We start from the raw sequence: 20,264 nt of genomic DNA on the forward strand, positions 1-20,264 counted from the left end.
TAACAACCTATTATTTTTAAAATTACGGGAGGTTCACACAGATGACATCATCGTATTTATCTGGACAACGCAAAAGGGTGCGATTCTTCATCACAGTCCTTACCCTTGCTGCAATCTTTACAGGAACCGCATTTACATCTGGAGCTGCTACTGCCGCCCCTTTAAGCCCGGATACCAAAGTAACCACCAGCAGTTCAACCGCCATATATAAAACATTTCAGTCTATGCTCAAAAAAAAGAACGGCTTACCCGCCGCTGACACCTTTCTGGATTCCAATATCAAAAAAGTAACAAAGCATCACGCTACCCTAATGGTGCTTCAATTGGAGAATGCACGTCTGAAGGCTCTAACCTCCATGACAGACCGCTTGCTCGTTCCTAACGTTCAGGACAAGATGCTCAAGGCATACCAAACGAACGACAACTTCACCAAACTCATGGGGCGTACTCAGGACTCCGATCTGCGTGTGCTGTTAAAAGAAGCCCGTGACAGCGGCTATCGCCTCGTCATGCTCGAAGGCTCCCTCTATCCCATTATGAATTATGCGGCACTCGTGAAATATACCTCTGATATTACAGAGGATATCTCAAGCTACATCATGATCATGACGAAGGAAACGAAAAACTTGCCTGCGGATGACGGAGCTCTGGTCATTGGCTATCAGGAAATTCTCCTTCGGGCACTCAGCCAGGAAAGATTCCTGGAGCTGCATCCGAAATCGAATCGTGCCAAGCAGGTGCAAGATCTGTTGAACAGTTATACGCTGTATACCTTTTATGGGCTGAACAATACACCGCTGTTTGATTATGACACGAACAAAATGGTTGCGAACGCCCAAAGAGGATACAACGGCGTCTTACAGCGTCTTGCATCCGTCGATAGTGAATTCCTCACCAAGCTGGGTGCCTTTATGGATGTCGTTAAGGAAGCGAGATATGAGAAAACAGCTGTGGTGGAGAAATGGCTGGAACAGAATGTTCCGACCGGGGCGTATGCCGGCTATTAAATAATTCATGATATTAATCACCTAAAGCACTTAAAGAACACAAAGAAAACCGACATAGGATTCGCTCCCATGTCGGTTTTCTTTGTGGTTCTATCGATGAATTGAATCTCCTATACCAGGCCGGTTCAGATGCAAGAACTACAAAATTGGCTTGACCATATGGTTATACTCATGTCCAGCAATGACAATCACTTCATCCTTGATATAACCTTGGCGTTCGTACAACATCAAGGCCCGCCCATTGTCACGTTCAACAATGAGGGATACCTGGGAGTGTCCCAGTTCCCTACCCTGCTGCTCAAAAGCAGCCATCAATGCCTTGCCGATACCCTGCCCCTGATACGCTTCGCTTACGGATAGAGTATCCAGATAATACTCCCCGGGACGGGTTTCTTTGACCAACGTATATTTCTCATCTGTACTCCGACCAGGCCGATCCAGAATCGGCTGATCCAGACGATCTGCTTCACCGCCATCATATGCCACCAGTATTCCAGCGACCTGTTCGTTCTGCTCCATTACCGTTATATTGCGATAACTGATCCGATTGTCTTCCTGCACGTAAAATTGCTGCAATATCTGCATCGCTTTCTCATGCTCACCTTCACCCGCCAGAGCATAGGCAATATCACCAATCGCCTGATAAAGCAGAGGAATGACTTGTGCCGCATCTTCTATGCGAGCAGGTCTCAACAGAGGCTGCGCCTCACTACGGTCCGACTTCACATTGGATTGTTTCATCAGATTAACATGTTGAACAGATTGAGATTTTTGTTCAGTTCGGTATACGCGAGACCTTTACGATTCATACGTTCAATCAGCGGCTGGTAGTCTTCCTTGTACATCAACTCGATGCCCACCAAGGCAGGTCCATTTTCCTTATCATGCTTCTTCGTATATTCAAAACGGGCAATGTCGTCATTGGGTCCCAATACTTCCACAAGGAATTCACGCAAAGCTCCCGCACGTTGTGGGAAATTGACCATGAAATAATATTTCAAACCTTCGTAGATCAACGAACGTTCTTTGATTTCCTGCATCCGATCGATATCATTGTTGCCGCCGCTAATCACACAGACAACCGTCTTGCCCGCAATTTGTTCGCGATACTGCTCGAGTGCAGCAACCGCCAGAGAACCGGCAGGCTCCACAACAATCGCATTTTCATTATATAGCTCCAAAATGGTGGTGCAGGCTTTGCCTTCAGGCACCTTCAGGATGTCATCCAACGTGCCGCTACAGATGTCGAAGGTCAGATCACCGACGCGTTTTACCGCAGCACCATCCACGAATTTATCAATATCATCCAACGTCACAACCTGCTTGCGGAACATCGCCTCACTCATGGAAGCCGCGCCAAGTGGTTCTACGCCAATAATGCGGGTTTCCGGGCTAACCGTCTTCATGTAAGTTCCAACACCAGCAGCCAGACCGCCGCCACCAATAGTTACGAAAACATAATCCGCTTTTTCATCCAGACTCTCCATGATCTCCATCGCTACCGTACCATTACCCGCAATGATCTTCGGTTGATCGAACGGATGGATAAACGTCATGCCCTGTTCATTACAAGCACGCATAGCTTCTTCATAAGCATCGTCATACGTATCACCTGTCAGCACCACTTCAACATTATCTCCACCAAATCGACGGACCTGTTTTACCTTCTGGTTTGGAGTTGTGCTCGGCATGAAGATTTTGCCGTGGATGCTAAGCGCATTACAGGAAAAAGCAACTCCCTGCGCATGGTTACCCGCGCTCGCGCAGACAATGCCTTTCTCCAGTTCAGCTGGAGTCAGACTACGAATCATGTTGTATGCTCCACGAATTTTAAACGAACGGACTACCTGTAGGTCTTCCCGTTTAAGATACACATTACAGTTATATTTGGCCGACAATACAGCATCCCGCTGCAATGGCGTTCTTACAATGACTTCACGCAGTACATGATGTGCGCGCACGATATCTTCCATGCCAACACCGGTACGGCCGGAATTGGCAGTTCCCGTTGGTTCTTGTTCCACTGGTTTCATCTCTTATCCACACTCCGCTTATCTTGGTTGGCAATGCAAGCATTGCTTTTTCTTTTTATTGTATCACTTTTGTTCTGTTCTTGCGCCTGAGCTCGCATCAATTACCATTCGCAATATTTCATCAACAATGACCTGTGGATCTGTAAACATGACCATATGGCTGGATCGATCGGCTCCGATCCATTTTGCATTCGTTAAAGTACTCACAGTCCGGCGATGTGCCTCGATAATAGCAGGTCTTATTTTACGTTCTCCCATGCCTGTTTTCGTGCCTGATATAATGCTAACCTCCAGATCACCAAGATCGAGAGGAGTAATCAGCAAGGAAGCCAAGTCAGTCAGAAAAGGGTTCGACTCTGCAACCATTGTCTTAGCCGCCCGTACAGTGAAATCCTCGGAACGGTGATCCCTGACAACATCGTCAGGCTGTACACTTCCAGGTCTGCTGCCTAATAATCTGTACAATCCTGTACGTGCCATGAGTGGAATTAGGAGACTGTTTAAGCCAAAATTGAATTTGGCTGCTTTGGAAAAGTACAATTGGCAATGCTCGTCTGAAGGATCAACCAGGATGATTCCCCTTAATCTTGATAGGTTTGAGGCCGCAGCCGCTCGTACAATCGGGCCTCCCCAACTGTGCCCTACCAATATGAACGGACCAGACCCCAATGCAGTCAGCAGATCGTCCAGGTCTTCTGCTATTCTACGGAGATTGCGCGCAGACGAATCGACTTCACTTCGCCCTGTCCCCGACCTATCGTACACGACAGCCCGTGCATGTTCAGCAACAGCAGGTGCTACCAGCCCCCAAGTCGATCGTGAGAAGCCCATACCGGACTCAAATACAACGGTCAGATCGCCTGTTCCTCTGGACATATAATGTAGTTTGCGACCATCCCGGGTCTGAATAAATGCACTTGAACCAAAAGAATGTGAGCTATGGTTAGGCTTCATCTTCCCCTCCTGATTACACGCATAGTCATAACAAACCGAATCTAATTGAAAATGATTATCAATTACTTGATTATAGATTATTCCACACTTTAGGACAAGGCATAGGTCTTTAAGACCAACAAAATCATTGTCACACCATGTCTAAAGTAATATAATTACATTGAAATCATATATTTACTTTAGGAGGAATAATTTGTGAAGAAAAAGTTTATTATCGCTTTATCAAGTTTTACACTTCTCGGTGGTATGGCTATCGGAGCAGGAGCCGCGCCTATCTTGGAGAAAATTACTGCCAATCTTAACTGGGGAATTAACTACAGCATTTCAGGTAAAACATGGAGTCCAGTAGATCAGAATGGTAAAAAACTAGCAGCAATTACATATAACAATACGACATATCTACCTGTTCGATCTGTAGGTGAAGCACTTGGGGTCGCCGTAGATTATAACAACAGTAGCCAGACCCTTATGCTTGGTGAGAAAACAGATACAACACCTATTACTTCCGAAAAAATTGAAGTGAAGCATGATTCCTTCGTAACAAAAGACAAACAATTTACAGTTCAAGACAAAGATTATCAATCTGGAGTAGTTATCAAAGAAGTTTTTTTAAGTCAAGAATTCACTTTAATTCCAGAAGGGAAATATCAAACGATAGAACTTTCTGTATTTCCCGTTAAAATGAATAATACCGTTAGTCTAAAAGTATTCGATGGAGATACCCTTCTTAAAGAGTTCGAAATAAATGCTTCTAGCGGAAAACAAACGGCTTCGTTTGATATCGGAGGAGTTAAAAAACTTAAATTTACTGCTGATCTACCAAATATAGGATTTGATTCACAGTCCGTTTTTGTAACTGGTAGCTACAAATAAATTATCAATGATACATCTAAGTTTGTATAGACTATAGCAATAAAAAAGAACACCATTACCTGTACGGTTAACGGTGTTCTTTTGCTATCAATAACATATTACCTCTGCATACAGTCACTTCGACTCAAGCCTGAGTCTTAAACCAAACCACAGCAGCCTCCACCTCGGTACGAGTCAACTGATGCCCCTGACGTTCCCAGTGCATATGCACGACTGCACCTGCTCCACTAAGCAATGAAGCGAGTTCATCCGTTTCTCGTTTCGGCACAATTGGATCGTTCTCTCCTGCGCCGATGAATACAGGCAGCCCCTTCAGGTCTGGCAATTCCAAACCGCGAAGCGGTACCATCGGATGGTGCAGAATCGCTCCTTTAAATACGTCAGCCTGGTGGAAGATCAGACTTGCTGCGATATTTGCTCCGTTGGAGTAGCCCAGTGCGAAAACATTGGCACGATCAAAGCCATACTCCACAGCAGCTGCATCCACAAAAGAACCCAATTCCGCTGTCCGTGCAATGAGATCCTCTTCGTCAAACACCCCTTCCGCCAAACGGCGGAAGAAACGGGGCATTCCATTTTCGGATACATTACCACGCACCCCCAGAATACCTGCTCCTGGGGCAATCATCTCGGCCAGACCTACCAGATCGTTCTCCGTTCCACCTGTGCCGTGCAGCAACAAAAGGGTGGGTGCATCTGGCTGAGAACCTGCTTTATAAATATGTTTCATTGTATTGGTAGTAGTCATGATTTGGACTCTCCTTTCCATTCACGTACTTGAATAGGTGGCAGCAGCTGTTCAATCTGCTCACGCTGTGGTTCATACCATTCAGGCAACATCAGCTTTTGACCCATGCTTTCCTGTGGTTCATCCCGTGCAAATCCTGGAGGATCAGTAGCCAGTTCAAACAGTATACCTCCCGGTTCCCGGAAATACACAGCGTTGAAGTACTGACGGTCAATGACCGAAGTTGGATGATAACCGGCTTTTTGGAGCTCCTGCTGCATTTGTTCATGCTCGACATAATCTTTTGCACGCCATGCGATATGGTGAACCGTACCTGCTCCGCCAATTCCCCGCTGGATTCCAGTTGATTGAATGTCGATCAGTTGACCGATGTCACCGCTCGCCTGTAGACGAATGATTCCATCCTCTTCCCCTACCTGTTCCAGACCGAGCATCGTTGTCAGCACTTCCGTTGTTTTGTCAGGTACATGGCTGAATAATACAGCTCCACCAAAACCTTTGATGGCATGTTCCGACGGTACACCGTTGAATGCCCACTGGTTTGGCTGGCCTCCTTTTCGCTCGACCAATTCGAGCAACAGACCGCCTTTATCGAAGAAGCGAATGTACTGCTCGCCAAATCTTGTTTTATTTTCAAATGGAATATCGAAAGAGGTCAGACGTTCTTTCCAGAATGGCAGACTGCCCACCGGAATCGCATATACGGTTACGCCCGTCTGTCCTGCACCGATGACACCTCTTCTGGCATTTTGTTGAGGGAAGAAGGTGATGATGGTGCCCGGTGCACCGTCCTCATTGCCATAATACAGATGGTACACATCCGGTGCATCAAAGTTAATCGTTTTTTTCACCAGTCTCAGTGCCAATACACCTGCGTAAAAATCAACATTTTTCTGTGCATCATCTACAAAAGCCGTAACGTGATGGATTCCTGAAGTTCTGAACATAATCTCCACTCCCTTGGTTTTATTTGGTTCATTGTTATATTTAGAATTTCGTTATGCATCGCTTTTTGTTATTTATCTTTAAATTAAGATTCTTTAAATTTATATTAATCCATTAGGACTAAATAAGCAAGCTTTTGTTTTAAAGTTAAGATATTACTGGGCTTTAACCTGCTAATGCCGCCTGAGAGTATACCGAAATGGACAAAAAACAGGTCCCGATCACTCGGAAACCTGTCTTCCTTCAATCCTATTTTATTTCCGCCGCACAACATCAATTCTTACAATCTCGCATTACGTTTTAGGTTAATTTTAATCGCTTAGGAGGTTGAACCAGATCTTTGCCATCATACTCGTCCTTAATATCTCCAACAATTTCTTCAAGAATATCCTCCATCGTAACCAGACCAACTGTTTCCCCATCTTCATTATGAACTGTTGCGATATGGGAACGACTTTGCTGCATCTGGACCAAGACATCCTTAATTGGCGATAACTCAGAAAATTTCAACATGTCGTGTACAAACGTATCCATGTTGAACTCCCGGCCTGCGGCAACACTCGTAAGCATTTCCTTTGTATGGATAAATCCAATGAATTGATCCTGATTTCCTTTTTCGATCACCGGGAAACGTGTATATTCATGCTGCTTTAGAACCTCGATCATACGTTCCAGCGGCATTTCTTTGTCCAGCGTGACGATTTTTTCTTTGCGGATCATAATCTCCTGAAGCAAACGTTCATCAAAAGCAAAAATGTTTTTGAGATAGTCCAGCTCTGTCTGATTAATTTCTCCACTCTCGTAACTCTGCGCCATAATCAGCTTCAGTTCCTCTTCGGAGTGAACCGTATCGTGACCGGCAGGTTTTATACCAAAGATGCCAAGCAATAGACGTGCAGCCCCATTCAGCGCGTAGATGAACGGATTCATGATCTTACCAAACCAGTATAGCGGTGGTGCAAGCAATAATGTCATCTTCTCTGCAAACTGGATCGCCAGTGTTTTCGGTGCCAATTCACCGATAACCACATGCAGGAACGTGATGATTGCCAGGGCAATCCCGTACGAAAGTACCGTAGACAATGCCGCTGGGACTTCCAGTCGCTCAAACAGCGGATGAAGCATTTTCTCAACAGTGGGTTCACCCAACGCACCCAATACCAATGCTGTGATCGTGATACCCAATTGACACGCAGATAGATAATAATCGAGATTGTGAGCCACTTTTTTGGCTAATACCGCTTTTTTGTTTCCTTCCAAGATCAACTGATCTATTCGGGACATCCGTACTTTCAGAATTGCAAATTCCGCTCCAACGAAAAAGGCAGTCAGCCCTATAAATACGGCTACTAAAAATAAGTTTAAGGCTATTATTCCGTCCAATGATTTCCCTCAATCTGAGGGATTCACCTCCAAGTAAAATTTATATTAAGGTTGCACGAGTGACGTTCCGGTGACGGCTCGTTCTTCCGATCGCCATTGCCTCCAAATTTCCCTGATTGTTGTTTTCAAAGGTATAAAATTGGTTTGCAAACGCGAACGCTACGCTTCTTCAGAATCGATTCCGTCCCCAACACTGCTACGTTACCAAAACATTTAAATTCTGAGGGCAGTAGCCAAATGGGCAGTCATACCCTAGATTACAGTCATGATCGAACCAACATCACGCCAGGTCACTGGCAGATTCCTCGACCTGAGCACCGTTTACACGTTCAAGCAGAACCTGCTTAATGTGAAAATTTTCTGCGTCCACAACGGTCCAGACATAATCACCGTGTTCTACCGTATCGCCTTGTTCCACACCGACACCCTTCTGGAACTGAATCCATCCAGCCACGGTATCCATTTCTTCATTACCTTCAAATACAAGCCCAAACTGTCGCTCCAACTCATCCAGCAGCACCCGGCCGTTAATGAGATATTGGTTCTCTCCGGTTATCTGAATGTCTGCAACTTCATCAGCATCGAACTCATCCCGAATCTCGCCGACAAGCTCTTCCAGAATATCCTCCATTGTAATGATTCCCGAAGTACCTCCGTACTCATCCACCACCACAGCCATGTGCACGCGTTCCTGCTGCATCTTGATCATGGCATCCTGGATACTTGTAACTTCAGATACGAACGGAATCTCCCGAACAAAATCGATAAGTTGGTGCTCCCTAAGGGCGACCATGTCAGGCAAAATCTTTTTCACATTCACTACACCAACAATTCGGTCCTTATCCCCATCCTCGATAACGGGATAACGTGAATAATTATGCTCATCCAATATCGGAATGATATCGTCATAAGTCATATTCTGATTCAGTGTCACAAGCTCTGTCCTCGGAACCATGATGTCTTTGGCATCACGCTCATCGAACACGAATACGTTTTCCAGATACGAAAGCTTAGTCTTGTTGTTCTCGTCTCCTTCATAGCTCTGGTTCATGATGATTTTGATCTCATCCTCCGAGTAGGCCTGTTCATGTCCGGCAGGCTTCACGCCAAATGTCCGAAGAATTACCCGGGATGCACCATTCAGCGCCCAAATGAAGGGATACATAATTTTTCCGAACCAATATAGCGGCGGCGAGAGCAACAGCGTCAATTTTTCCGAAAATTGAATCGCCATCGTTTTGGGAGCCATCTCCCCAACCACCACGTGCAGGAACGTGACTAGGATAAAGGCAATCGCATAGGAAGCAACCGCCGATATGGAAGCTGAAACGTCCAGATAATTAAATACCGGGTATAACAACCTTTCAACGGTTGGCTTACCGAGCGCCCCCAATCCAAGGGCAGTTACGGTAATACCAAGCTGGCAGGCTGACAGATAATAATCGAGGTCCGAGACTACTTTTTTGGCCAATATGGCTTTTTTATTCCCCTCGGCAACCAGTTGATCCACTCTTGATGTACGAATCTTAACCACAGCGAACTCAGATGCAACGAAAAATGCGGTCAACGCAATCAAGATAATGAGTAATACAATATTTAATATGGTGATTATGTCCAATGATTTCCCCGCTTCTCAGGGATTCACCTCCAGAGATAGTTACAGCGTCATCGGTTAACTTGGTTAACCATTCAACAGCTGATTGACGTTCAATATGGCGTATGCCTTATATGAAATCGATAAATGATAAATTGTGTATAGGTAGTACTTTGACCTTGTAAAATTGCAAAACAGGAATTCAGGATGAAGTCAATCACTTATAGAAACTACTTCACTAGAGACAGGGTTCCCCCTCATGCTGTCATTGTTTCTCGATTTACTCCACCAAAATTCTCCATTTGGACAGTTTACAATATCGCCTTCCCAATAGATATCCACCTCCCCTCTTGTTCATTCCTGTTTCAGAAAAGTATAACATGTTCTACGCCAAACCATCCAGTTGCACGTTATGGTTTGGAATATAGATAATAAAATGAGTTCACAAAATAAACTTTTATGTATGTGGTCTTTCTCGATCTACAGTTTTATTTTATGTGATATGGTTCACATAATTAGTATAGAACAGTTTATAGAAATGGTACCCTTTACTTTAGTCGATTAAACCTACTACAGGCCTTTAAGTACAACCATTCTTCTTTGCCTTATCCGGACCATGACAAGTCCAGCAATGAAACGATAATGATGTATACGTTGAAAAGGGCCCGCAGGATGCAAACACCTTTTTCGGTGTACACCTTTACGGGCCCTTTGGTTTCACTTTATCAAGTTACAATGAATTAGAATTAGTTATACCAACGCTTTGGCAGCAATATCAGAACGTTGATGTTTACCGTCAAAATGAATACGTTCCGCTTGAGCGTAGGCTTTGTTTCTGGCTTCGGCAATATCAGAACCAAGACCCACAACGCCTAGAATCCGTCCACCATTGGTGACCCATTCTCCAGATTCATTACGTGCCGTTCCAGCATGGAATACCACTGCTTCGTCGACTTGATCCAGGCCTTCAATAACTACACCTTTTGCATATGGACCAGGATAGCCTCCAGATGCAAGCACCACACATACAGCGGCTTCGTCGCTCCACTCAATCTCGATATCCGCCAATTTCCCGTGCACAGTTGCCCAGAAAATGTCGAACAGATCACTCTTCAGACGCGGCAATACGACCTGAGTCTCAGGATCACCGAAACGAGCGTTGAACTCAATCGTTTTGGGTTTACCATCTGGCGAAATCATCAGCCCCGCAAACAATACACCTTGGAACGGGCGCCCTTCGGATACCATCGCTTTGGCTGTTGGTTTGATAATCGTCTCTACCGCTTCTTCAATAATCGAAGCCGGGATATGTGGCAATGGCGAGTATGTACCCATTCCGCCCGTGTTTGGCCCCTGATCATTGTCGAATACCGGTTTGTGATCCTGTGCAGCAGCCATCGGACGAACTGTCTCCCCATCGACAAACGCCAAAATCGACATTTCCTGACCTGCCAGGAATTCTTCGATAATGACTTTGGCTCCTGCTTCACCAAATACTTTGTCCACCATAATGCTGCGGAGTGCCTGGTCAGCCTCATCACGGGAATAGGCTACGGTAACACCTTTTCCAGCTGCCAGCCCATCGGCCTTGATTACCACAGGAATGGCCTGCTCATTCAGATAAACCTGCGCTTGCTCGTAATTGTCGAACTTCTCATAGGCTGCAGTCGGAATATTGTATTTGTGCAGTAAGTCTTTCATAAACGTTTTGCTGCCTTCAATCTCTGCTGCATTGCGGCGTGGTCCAAATACCGGAATGCCTGTTTTATCAAAAGCGTCTACAATGCCATCAGCGAGCGGATCGTCTGGCCCAATAACAACCAATCCCACGTTAAGCTCAACGGCAAGCGCCGTCAGTTTATCGAATTCATTTACCGCAATCGGATGACACTCGGCAAGCTGTGCAATGCCTGCATTTCCCGGAGCACAATGAATCTTGCCTGCCTTCGGACTTTTCGCCAGTGCCCATATGATTGCGTGTTCCCGGCCACCGCCGCCCACTACCAGAATATCCATTAGTGTTGTTCCCCCTTCGTGCATAACTGGTTTTGTTATACTATTACATATTGAAATAGCTTAAAAAAGAAGGGGTGTACCATAAGTCATAAGCATGACAGGCGACACCCCTTATTAAACCTTTTTCGTTCTAGTGTTTGAAGTGACGAACGCCTGTGAAGACCATGGCAATGCCGTATTCATTCGCTACTTTGATAGACTCTTCGTCCTTGATTGAACCACCTGGTTGAATAACGGCTGTAACTCCAGCTTTCGCTGCAAGTTCCAGTGTATCGCCCATTGGGAAGAACGCATCGGATGCCAGAATGGCTCCCTTGGCTAGTTCTCCAGCTTGTTCAATAGCAATCTTGGCTGCGCCCACACGGTTCATTTGCCCTGCGCCTACACCTACAGTCATGTCGTTTGCTGCAAGCACGATTGCATTGGATTTCACGTGCTTAACCACTTTCCAACCAAACAACAACTGTTTCAGTTCTTCTTCGGATGGTGCACGATCTGTAACTACCTTGAGCTCGCTCGCTTCAATGGAATGCACATCGCTTTGTTGCACGATCATGCCGCCGTCGATGGAGGTTACTACGAAGTTACTTTCCCGATTGCGGGCAGCGTTCAGTTCACCCGTTTTGAGCAAACGAATATTTTTCTTTTTGGTCAGGATGTCGAGTGCCTCTTGTGTAAAATCAGGAGCCAGTACGATTTCCAGGAAAATCTCACTCAGTTTAGCTGCTGTATCGCTATCGATAATGCGGTTGGCTGCCACGATTCCACCAAAGATAGAAGTTGGATCAGCCGCATAAGCTTTTCCATAAGCTTCGTAGATGCTTTCGCCAATACCCACGCCGCAAGGATTCATATGTTTAACCGCCACAACTGCCGGTTCTTCAAATTCTTTCACAATCTGCAATGCTGCGTTCGCATCGTTGATATTATTGTAGGACAACTCTTTGCCATGCAATTGCTCGGCTGTTGTCAACGTATCTTGGGCTGCCAGCGGTTTGCGATAGAATGCCGCCTGCTGATGTGGATTTTCGCCGTAGCGCAAATCCTGGAGTTTTTCGTAAGTAACCGTCAGACGCTCTGGCAGTGGATCACCGTTCAGGTTGGAGAGATAATCGGAAATAACTGCATCGTATGCCGCTGTATGGCGGAACACTTTTGCCGCAAGCCGTTTGCGTGTCTCGAGTGTGGTGTCCCCATTGCTGCGAACCTCTTCAAGCACCTTGCCATAATCTGCTGTGTCTACAACGACACTAACATAAGCATGGTTTTTGGCAGCAGAACGAAGCATGGTTGGACCACCAATATCGATGTTCTCGATTGCGTCCTCATACGTTACGTCCGGTTTGGCGATGGTGTCCTGGAACGGATACAGGTTTACAACAACGAGGTCGATATAATCCAGTCCATTCTCTTCCATCTGGCGCTTGTGCTCTTCGCTGTCACGTACAGCCAATAAACCACCATGCACTGCCGGATGTAATGTTTTAACACGTCCGTCCATAATCTCCGGGAATCCGGTCACATCCGAAATTCCGATGACAGGTACGCCTTCCTTCGACAACAGACTGCTTGTACCTCCTGTCGAAATAATCTCCACACCCATTTGCGACAGCTCGCGGCAAAAGTCCACGATGCCTGTTTTATCCCATACGCTGACCAGCGCTCTTTTGATACTCACAATATGCTCCTCCTTTAATGTCCCATGGCTTCGCGTTTCATGGCGAAACACAACCGATTTATTTCCCGAGAAATATCACAAAATGCGTACCAATTTTCGACTTCTGTTATATAAGTTGAACGAATGAGTTTACACTAAAACACTACGAGTCCAGAATAATCTTTCGATCGCTGCTATTCCCAGATTTTTCGATTCCCTTTTCTTAAAGGGAAAATCCGGTGATAAAAGCGAAGCATATGCTTCCGATGCAGCTTTCTTTCAGAAAGCTTTTAGGCGAGCGCTTCGCTTCTACAGCTTATTTCTGGCCTCTCCATTAACGTATAAAAGATTCCAACTTATATCAAACCGGTTTCCGTACCGTAACTTGTCGACCTTCGAGTTGAACCCATCCCTGAGCAAACCAGGATACAACCTCAGGGTACAGCTGCTGTTCGGCAGCATGGATGGACCGACTGACGGATTCAGCCGTGTCCTCTGGCAAAATGGAAACCGGATGCTGGGCAATAATCGGCCCTGTATCCATTCCCCCATCCACAAAGTGGACGGTAACACCGGTGATTTTAACGCCATATTCCAGTGCCTGCCCTATGGCATCTTTGCCTGCAAACGCTGGCAACAAGGACGGATGAATGTTAATCAGTCGTCCTGCATAGCGATCCACGACTACTGAAGTCAACAATCTCATGTATCCGGCAAGAACAACCAGATCAATGTTTCTGGATTCAAGCACTTCCACGATCTCGGCCTCGTAGGCTTCGCGGGAATCATAACTTTTGGGAGTAAACAGATGGCATTCCACACCTGCATCCTGCGCCCGTTGCACCACACGTGCAGCCGGTTTGTCACATACCAGCAGATCTATGGATGCCCCCAGCACTCCATTCCGTGCTGCATCAACCAATGCCTGAAAGTTCGACCCTTCACCAGAGGCAAATACAGCAATACGGTAGTTCGCCATTAAACATCCGCTCCCGTGAAGGTTACTCGCGCATCTCCTTCGGTCACACGTCCAATGATGTACGCTTCTTCACCGGATGCTTTCAATTGTTCCAATGCTTCACCTGCATCTGCTTCGTTCACGACCAGGACAAGTCCGATCCCCATATTAAACGTGGTGAACATGTCGCGGTTTGAGACAGATCCTTTTTCTTGCAGCAGGCTGAAGATTGGAAGAATCGGCCAAGAACCATAATCAATATCTACATTCACGCTGCTTGGCAGCATACGCGGGATGTTCTCGATGAAGCCACCACCAGTAATGTGGGCCATGCCTTTTACTTTTACCTTTTCAAGCAGGGACAGGAGTGGTTTTACATAGATTTTCGTTGGTTCCAGCAGTGCGTCACCCAGTTTTCCACCCAGTTCAGCGACTTCATCCTGCAAGTCCAATCCGGCTTGTTCCAACAAAAGTTTGCGTACCAAGGAGAATCCGTTACTATGCACACCGCTGGATGCAAGTCCGATGACCGTATCGCCAGGAGCAATCGTTGTACCGTTAATGATTTTCGCTTTGTCCACGATACCTACGGTAAATCCGGCAATATCGTATTCACCTTCACTGTACATACCCGGCATTTCGGCCGTTTCGCCACCGATCAGAGCACAGCCCGACTGATGACATCCTTCTGCGATTCCCGCAACGATGGCTTCGATTTTCTCCGGGATGACTTTGTCACAAGCCAGATAGTCGAGGAAGAACAGCGGCTCTGCGCCCTGTACCACAATGTCGTTCACACACATGGCTACAGCGTCGATTCCGATGGTATCATGACGGTCCATGGCAAATGCGATTTTCAGCTTGGTTCCTACACCGTCTGTACCGGATACAAGCACCGGCTCATCATATTTATCTTTGTTCAAACCGAACAGGGCGCCAAAGCCTCCCAGATCTGTCATCACTTCCGGACGGAAGGTACGCTTCACGTGTTTTTTCATCCGTTCAACCGCTTCGTTGCCTGCCGCGATATCGACGCCGGCGTTTTTGTATGCTTCGGACAAGTGGAATCAGCTCCTTTTTTTTCGCCCCTCCTAAATCCTCCCGCCCGGGAGGACCCCAAAGGACCTTGGCAGGCCCTCTGGACACCCGCCAAACAAGCGGTGCAGGGGTGGCTGGTATGATCTTGCTATGGTTGGTTCGTTCGTGTGCTCGCGTGGTTGTTCGCCGATTCCGTTGGCCGCAGGCCACCGGTCGGCGAACCCCGCTTGGCTGCGCTGCGGGGTTCGCCCGCGGGGGCAGGCGCTTCGCACCGCTGCCCTGGCCCCTGTTGCTCCGCAAGGCGGAGCTTAAGGGCTAGCAGCTGCAGCCGAATTTCTCTTCGCCGCCGAAGTCAAGGCGGGTTGGGTAATCATTATCAAAACAAGCGAGGCATAGCCCGCCTTTGTAATCATCCTGATTATCTCCCTGAATCGACGTAATCAGCCCATCGGGGCTGAGGAACGACAAGGAGTCCGCGTTGATTTCACGGCAAATTTCTTCCACTGACAGCTGGGAGGCAATCAATTCACGGCTGTCAGGCGTATCAATGCCGTAGAAGCACGGGTTTTTGAATGGTGGTGATGTAATGCGTACATGTACTTCCGTTGCTCCGGCATCACGCAGCATGTTTACGATCCGTCGGGAAGTTGTTCCCCGTACGATGGAATCGTCAATCATGACCACGCGTTTGCCTTCTACCACACGGCGCACAGCACTCAGTTTCATCTTCACGCCTTGTTCCCGCAGTTCCTGGCTTGGCTGGATAAACGTACGTCCGGTGTATTTGTTTTTGATCATACCCATCTCATACGGAATCCCTGTCTGCTCGGCGTAGCCGATTGCCGCGGAAATACTGGAGTCCGGTACACCTGTTACCAGATCTGCATCGACAAACGACTCAATCGCCATCCGGCTACCCATCCGTTTACGCGCAGCATGCTGGTTTGCACCATTCATGTCACTGTCCGGACGGGCAAAGTAGATATACTCCATCGCACACAGTGCCTTGCGGTGTTTGTGATGATCGAAGCGGTCCTCGTGAAGACCATCCGCATCCAGCACCAACAGTTCACCCGGTTCAATGTCACGAATCAACTCTGCACCAATCGTCTCCAATGCACATGTCTCGGATGCGAACAGATACGCATCTCCCAATTTACCCATTGTGAGCGGACGCAGACCATGGGGATCAGAAGCAACCAGCAATTTGTCGTTGGTCATGATCAGAAATGCATAACCACCCACAATACGCTGGAACGCATCCTTCGCGGCTTCTACCAATCCTTTGGAAGATCTCGCGATTAGATGGGCAATAACTTCGGTATCACTGGTCGTTTGAAAAATAGATCCGCTCTGCTCCAGCTCACGCCGGATTGTTGGCGCATTTACAATGTTTCCGTTCGTTGCTACAGCAAGATCACCATCACGGTATTTAAATACCAATGGTTGTGCGTTCGTCAGCTTACTGTCACCGCTTGTAGAATAGCGAACATGTCCGATAGAGATATCCCCGGTCAACGTTTGCATCAGGTCTTTGGTGAAGACTTCCTTCACCAGACCCATGCCGCGATGATAGTTAAACTGGCTGCCATCACTCACACACATGCCTGCACTTTCTTCGCCACGATGTTGCAGCGCATGCAGTCCATAATAGGAGAGCGAAGCCGCGTCAGGGTGTCTGAACACCCCGAACACGCCGCATTCTTCCTTCAATTTGTCGAGTCCTTCCTTGCCGGACCCTTCATTATAATAATCGCCTGTCCACAACGGTCCTGTCGTCAGTTCATGAGACATGGAATCGCATCCTCCCAGACCTGAGCCAAACCTCCTACAGGTTCGCTCACGGCTGATGTTCCGTTCAATTCAATCGTCAGGTTACTTCCTTCTACACGTCCAATCACAGCTACAGGTACACCGCGCTCACGTACAAATGCTTCAAGTTTACCCGCTTGCTCTGGCGTAGCCGACAACAAGATACGGGATTGGCTCTCACTGAACAGGGCGTGATCTGCACGCAATGCAGTCTCCACATTCACCTGTGCGCCTACGTTACCGCTGATACAAGACTCTGCGAGTGCAACAGCCAAGCCGCCTTCAGACAAGTCATGTGCAGAGCGAACGAGACCGGATTGAATAGCTTCCAGCACGGTTCCCAGCAATGCTTTTTCCGTTTGCAAGTTCAATTCTGGTGGACGACCTTCCGTCTGACCATGAACCGCGTATTGCAGCTCGCTACCACCCAGTTCAGCTTTTGTTTCACCGAGGAGGATGATAACATCTCCTTCGGATTTGAATGCTTGTGTCGTGATATGATCCGTATCATGAACGAGACCTACCATACCGACAACTGGCGTTGGATAGATGGAGCCTTTGGCGTTTTCGTTATACAGACTTACGTTACCACCGATGACCGGTGTATCCAGCACACGACAAGCTTCCGCCATACCGTCTACCGCTTTCTCCATTTGCCAGAAAATATCCGGCTTCTCCGGGTTACCGAAGTTCAGATTGTCCGTAATCGCCAGCGGCTCTGCACCGGAACATACAATGTTACGCGCTGCTTCACTTACGGCAATCCGTCCACCTACTTCAGGATCAAGATAAACATAACGTCCATTACAGTCCGTTGTCATCGCGAGACCTTTGCGTGTACCACGAATCGTAACTACGGCTGCATCCGAACCAGGACGAACGGCAGTGCTTGTACGCACCATGTAGTCATATTGATCATAAACCCATTTTTTACTCGCTACTGTTGGTGAAGCCAGCACTTGTTTCAACGCTCCGCCGAGATCCGACACTTCGTCGTAACGAAGCGTGTCGATGGAAGCACTTTGCTCGTAGTAGGCAGGTACAGAAGAAGGTTTGTCATACACAGGGCACTCGTCAACCAGTGCTGTTACCGGCATGTCTCCAACCACTTCGCCGTGGTGAATCAATTTCAGACGACCATCATCCGTTACTTTGCCGACTTTGGCACAGATTACGCCCCAACGTTCAAAGATTTCCATCGCCTGCGCCTCATCCTTCGGCTCAACGACGAACAACATCCGTTCTTGGGACTCGGACAACATCATCTCGTAAGGTGTCATGCCTTCTTCACGCTGTGGCACCTGATCCAGATACAGTTCCAGACCATTACCTGCTTTACTTGCCATCTCTGCACTCGAACATGTCAGACCAGCGGCACCCATATCTTGAATTCCCAGCACGATTCCCGTGTCGATCAATTCCAGACAAGATTCCATCACCAGTTTTTCCATAAACGGGTCACCGACCTGAACCGCTGTCCGTTGGGACTCGGATTCTTCCGTCAGTTCAACCGATGCAAAGGTTGCTCCATGAATACCATCCCGGCCTGTTGGTGGCCCAACATAATACACTGGGTTCCCCACACCTTTAGCTACACCGCGCTGGATCTTGTCATGATCAATCAGTCCCACACACATCGCGTTAACCAGCGGATTGCCTTCGTAGCTCTCATCAAACATCACTTCACCAGCAACGGTAGGAATACCGATACAGTTCCCGTATCCTGCAATACCTGCTACAACATGTTCGAACAAATATTTAACGCGATCGCTCTCCAGCTTGCCAAAACGAAGGGAGTTCAGCAATGCAACCGGTCTTGCGCCCATGGAGAAAATATCACGGATAATTCCGCCTACACCTGTTGCAGCACCTTGGTAAGGCTCAACCGCGGAAGGATGGTTATGGCTTTCAATTTTGAATACAACGGCCTGGTTATCACCGATATCCACGATACCGGCACCTTCACCAGGTCCCATCAGGACACGTGGCCCACTTGTTGGGAAACGGCGCAGCAATGGCTTGGAGTTTTTGTACGCGCAATGCTCGGACCACATTACACTGAAAACACCAATTTCCGTGTAGTTCGGCTTACGCCCCATGAACTCACAGATCAGCTCATACTCGCTGTCAGACACGCCCATTTGTGCGTAAAGTTTATGTTCTGCGACCTGTTCTGCCGTCGGTTCCTTAGCGGATAGCTGCTGCGTCATGCCGATCCCTCCATGCTTTCAAAATAGATGTAAACATACGTTTGCCGTCTTCCGAACCCAGTAGTGAGTCCACCGCGCGCTCTGGATGTGGCATCATACCAACCACGTTTCCACCCTCATTACAGATTCCCGCGATATCACCCAGGGATCCGTTCGGGTTGCTGCCATACGTAAAGACGATCTGGTTATTAGCCTGCAAACTCGCGAGCGTTTCCTCGTCACAGTAATAGTTTCCTTCACCGTGAGCAATCGGAATAACAATCTCTTCCCCAGGTGCATAGTCACGTGTAAATGGAGTATCTGCATTCGCTACTTTCAACACCGTATCGTGACAACGGAATTTCAGCGACATATTTCGGATCAAAGCACCAGGAAGCAATCCTGCTTCAGTCAAGATCTGGAATCCGTTGCAAATGCCCAGAATATATTTACCTTGTTCAGCAGCCTTAGCTACCTCGTTCATTACGGGTGCAAAACGGGAGATCGCTCCGCAGCGCAGATAGTCTCCATAAGAGAAACCACCTGGAACTAGGATACAATCATAAGCCGATAGATCTGTAGCCGTGTGCCATACATAATCAACCTCTTGTCCAATCGCATCTTCTACTGCTTTGTAACAGTCGATGTCGCAGTTGGAGCCAGGAAACACAAGAACTGCAAATTTCATGGGATTAACCCTCCAATTCGTAGCGGTAATCTTCAACAACGGTGTTAGCCAGCAGCTTCTCACACATTACTGTCAATCGTTTCTCCGCTTCCGCACGGTCTGTTGTATCCAGAGTCAGTTCCATGACTTTACCAATCCGTACACTTTCCACTTCATTGAATCCCATCGAGTGCAGGGCACCTTGAACAGCTACTCCTTGCGGGTCGAGAACGCTTTGCTTAATAGTGACATAGACGGTTGCTTTGATCATGATCCTTATGTTCCTCCTCAGTAATGAACGGGATAAATGCTTTACGCTGTTAAAAAAAGTGACTTGGGAGCTTGCTCCGGGGCGGATTGTTCTTCCGGTCGCTGTTGTCCCCAGGTTTT

17 protein-coding genes are annotated in these 20,264 nt (G+C 47.3%); 2 read left to right on the plus strand and 15 right to left on the minus strand.

From position 1 onward, the window contains the following. Nucleotides 1-41 precede the first annotated feature (41 nt). Entirely contained in the window at nucleotides 42-1,007 is a 966-nt protein-coding gene (locus MHB84_RS09280; protein ID WP_083679101.1) for a hypothetical protein, read from the plus strand. Nucleotides 1,008-1,145: 138 nt separating this feature from the next. Here MHB84_RS09280 and MHB84_RS09285 read toward each other — a convergent pair whose 3' ends face one another. From MHB84_RS09285 to MHB84_RS09295, 3 genes are all read right to left on the minus strand, one after another. Beyond that, nucleotides 1,146-1,748: a GNAT family N-acetyltransferase gene (locus MHB84_RS09285; RefSeq protein ID WP_143764823.1), complete on the minus strand. Its 603-nt coding sequence runs from the start codon at nucleotides 1,746-1,748 to the stop codon at nucleotides 1,146-1,148. Further along, nucleotides 1,748-3,040 carry a threonine ammonia-lyase IlvA gene (gene ilvA / locus MHB84_RS09290; protein ID WP_076291595.1) on the minus strand — a complete coding sequence of 431 codons (1,293 nt, stop codon included), beginning with the start codon at nucleotides 3,038-3,040 and terminating at the stop codon, nucleotides 1,748-1,750. The genes MHB84_RS09285 and ilvA overlap by 1 nt, the downstream gene beginning before the upstream one ends. A 63-nt stretch (nucleotides 3,041-3,103) precedes the next feature. Further along, on the minus strand, nucleotides 3,104-3,994 hold the full coding sequence (locus tag MHB84_RS09295; protein WP_076291594.1) for an alpha/beta fold hydrolase: 891 nt from the start codon (nucleotides 3,992-3,994) through the stop codon (nucleotides 3,104-3,106). Between the two features lie 195 nt (nucleotides 3,995-4,189). On the opposite strand from MHB84_RS09295, the gene MHB84_RS09300 reads away from it, so the two are divergent. Then, nucleotides 4,190-4,867 carry a stalk domain-containing protein gene (locus tag MHB84_RS09300; protein WP_076291593.1) on the plus strand — a complete coding sequence of 226 codons (678 nt, stop codon included), beginning with the start codon at nucleotides 4,190-4,192 and terminating at the stop codon, nucleotides 4,865-4,867. 124 nt (nucleotides 4,868-4,991) lie between these two features. Here the strand turns inward: MHB84_RS09300 and MHB84_RS09305 are convergent, their stop codons facing one another. From MHB84_RS09305 to purS, 12 genes are all read right to left on the minus strand, one after another. Further along, complete coding sequence (locus tag MHB84_RS09305) at nucleotides 4,992-5,597, minus strand: alpha/beta hydrolase (protein WP_076291682.1); 606 nt, start codon at nucleotides 5,595-5,597, stop codon at nucleotides 4,992-4,994. A 14-nt stretch (nucleotides 5,598-5,611) separates the two neighbouring features. After that, entirely contained in the window at nucleotides 5,612-6,562 is a 951-nt protein-coding gene (locus MHB84_RS09310) for a ring-cleaving dioxygenase (RefSeq protein WP_076291592.1), read from the minus strand. A 298-nt stretch (nucleotides 6,563-6,860) separates the two neighbouring features. Next, nucleotides 6,861-7,943 carry a hemolysin family protein gene (locus tag MHB84_RS09315; protein ID WP_076291591.1) on the minus strand — a complete coding sequence of 361 codons (1,083 nt, stop codon included), beginning with the start codon at nucleotides 7,941-7,943 and terminating at the stop codon, nucleotides 6,861-6,863. 280 nt (nucleotides 7,944-8,223) lie between these two features. After that, a complete protein-coding gene (locus MHB84_RS09320) occupies nucleotides 8,224-9,561 on the minus strand; it encodes a hemolysin family protein (RefSeq protein ID WP_076291590.1) in 1,338 nt (445 codons plus the stop codon). A 726-nt stretch (nucleotides 9,562-10,287) separates the two neighbouring features. Further along, nucleotides 10,288-11,553 (minus strand): phosphoribosylamine--glycine ligase, encoded by a 1,266-nt coding sequence (gene purD / locus MHB84_RS09325; protein ID WP_076291589.1) that lies wholly within the window; start codon nucleotides 11,551-11,553, stop codon nucleotides 10,288-10,290. Nucleotides 11,554-11,683: 130 nt separating this feature from the next. Beyond that, a complete protein-coding gene (purH, locus tag MHB84_RS09330) occupies nucleotides 11,684-13,231 on the minus strand; it encodes a bifunctional phosphoribosylaminoimidazolecarboxamide formyltransferase/IMP cyclohydrolase (RefSeq protein WP_076291588.1) in 1,548 nt (515 codons plus the stop codon). A gap of 340 nt (nucleotides 13,232-13,571) precedes the next feature. Beyond that, complete coding sequence (gene purN, locus MHB84_RS09335; RefSeq protein WP_076291587.1) at nucleotides 13,572-14,189, minus strand: phosphoribosylglycinamide formyltransferase; 618 nt, start codon at nucleotides 14,187-14,189, stop codon at nucleotides 13,572-13,574. Next, on the minus strand, nucleotides 14,189-15,229 hold the full coding sequence (purM, locus tag MHB84_RS09340; RefSeq protein WP_076291586.1) for a phosphoribosylformylglycinamidine cyclo-ligase: 1,041 nt from the start codon (nucleotides 15,227-15,229) through the stop codon (nucleotides 14,189-14,191). Before purM ends, purN begins: the two co-directional genes overlap by 1 nt. 292 nt (nucleotides 15,230-15,521) lie before the next feature. Continuing rightward, nucleotides 15,522-17,000 (minus strand): amidophosphoribosyltransferase, encoded by a 1,479-nt coding sequence (gene purF, locus MHB84_RS09345; RefSeq protein WP_076291584.1) that lies wholly within the window; start codon nucleotides 16,998-17,000, stop codon nucleotides 15,522-15,524. After that, entirely contained in the window at nucleotides 16,985-19,228 is a 2,244-nt protein-coding gene (gene purL, locus MHB84_RS09350) for a phosphoribosylformylglycinamidine synthase subunit PurL (protein WP_076291583.1), read from the minus strand. Before purL ends, purF begins: the two co-directional genes overlap by 16 nt. Next, nucleotides 19,206-19,895: a phosphoribosylformylglycinamidine synthase subunit PurQ gene (gene purQ, locus MHB84_RS09355; protein WP_024633543.1), complete on the minus strand. Its 690-nt coding sequence runs from the start codon at nucleotides 19,893-19,895 to the stop codon at nucleotides 19,206-19,208. The genes purL and purQ overlap by 23 nt, the downstream gene beginning before the upstream one ends. 4 nt (nucleotides 19,896-19,899) lie before the next feature. Further along, nucleotides 19,900-20,145 (minus strand): phosphoribosylformylglycinamidine synthase subunit PurS, encoded by a 246-nt coding sequence (gene purS / locus MHB84_RS09360; protein ID WP_024633544.1) that lies wholly within the window; start codon nucleotides 20,143-20,145, stop codon nucleotides 19,900-19,902. Between the last annotated feature and the right edge of the window lie 119 nt (nucleotides 20,146-20,264).

Origin of the sequence: Paenibacillus sp. FSL F4-0087 (assembly GCF_038020215.1) — a bacterium.
GTDB lineage: Bacteria > Bacillota > Bacilli > Paenibacillales > Paenibacillaceae > Paenibacillus > Paenibacillus taichungensis.

Bases quoted from the DNA above. Each gene is read 5' to 3' on its own strand.
- MHB84_RS09280 (WP_083679101.1), top strand. From the start codon at position 42: ATGACATCATCGTATTTATCTGGACAACGCAAAAGGGTGCGATTCTTC.
- MHB84_RS09285 (WP_143764823.1), bottom strand. From the start codon at position 1,748: ATGAAACAATCCAATGTGAAGTCGGACCGTAGTGAGGCGCAGCCTCTG.
- ilvA (WP_076291595.1), bottom strand. From the start codon at position 3,040: ATGAAACCAGTGGAACAAGAACCAACGGGAACTGCCAATTCCGGCCGT.
- MHB84_RS09295 (WP_076291594.1), bottom strand. From the start codon at position 3,994: ATGAAGCCTAACCATAGCTCACATTCTTTTGGTTCAAGTGCATTTATT.
- MHB84_RS09305 (WP_076291682.1), bottom strand. From the start codon at position 5,597: ATGAAACATATTTATAAAGCAGGTTCTCAGCCAGATGCACCCACCCTT.
- MHB84_RS09310 (WP_076291592.1), bottom strand. From the start codon at position 6,562: ATGTTCAGAACTTCAGGAATCCATCACGTTACGGCTTTTGTAGATGAT.
- purD (WP_076291589.1), bottom strand. From the start codon at position 11,553: ATGGATATTCTGGTAGTGGGCGGCGGTGGCCGGGAACACGCAATCATA.
- purN (WP_076291587.1), bottom strand. From the start codon at position 14,189: ATGGCGAACTACCGTATTGCTGTATTTGCCTCTGGTGAAGGGTCGAAC.
- purF (WP_076291584.1), bottom strand. From the start codon at position 17,000: ATGTCTCATGAACTGACGACAGGACCGTTGTGGACAGGCGATTATTAT.
- purL (WP_076291583.1), bottom strand. From the start codon at position 19,228: ATGACGCAGCAGCTATCCGCTAAGGAACCGACGGCAGAACAGGTCGCA.
- purQ (WP_024633543.1), bottom strand. From the start codon at position 19,895: ATGAAATTTGCAGTTCTTGTGTTTCCTGGCTCCAACTGCGACATCGAC.
- purS (WP_024633544.1), bottom strand. From the start codon at position 20,145: ATGATCAAAGCAACCGTCTATGTCACTATTAAGCAAAGCGTTCTCGAC.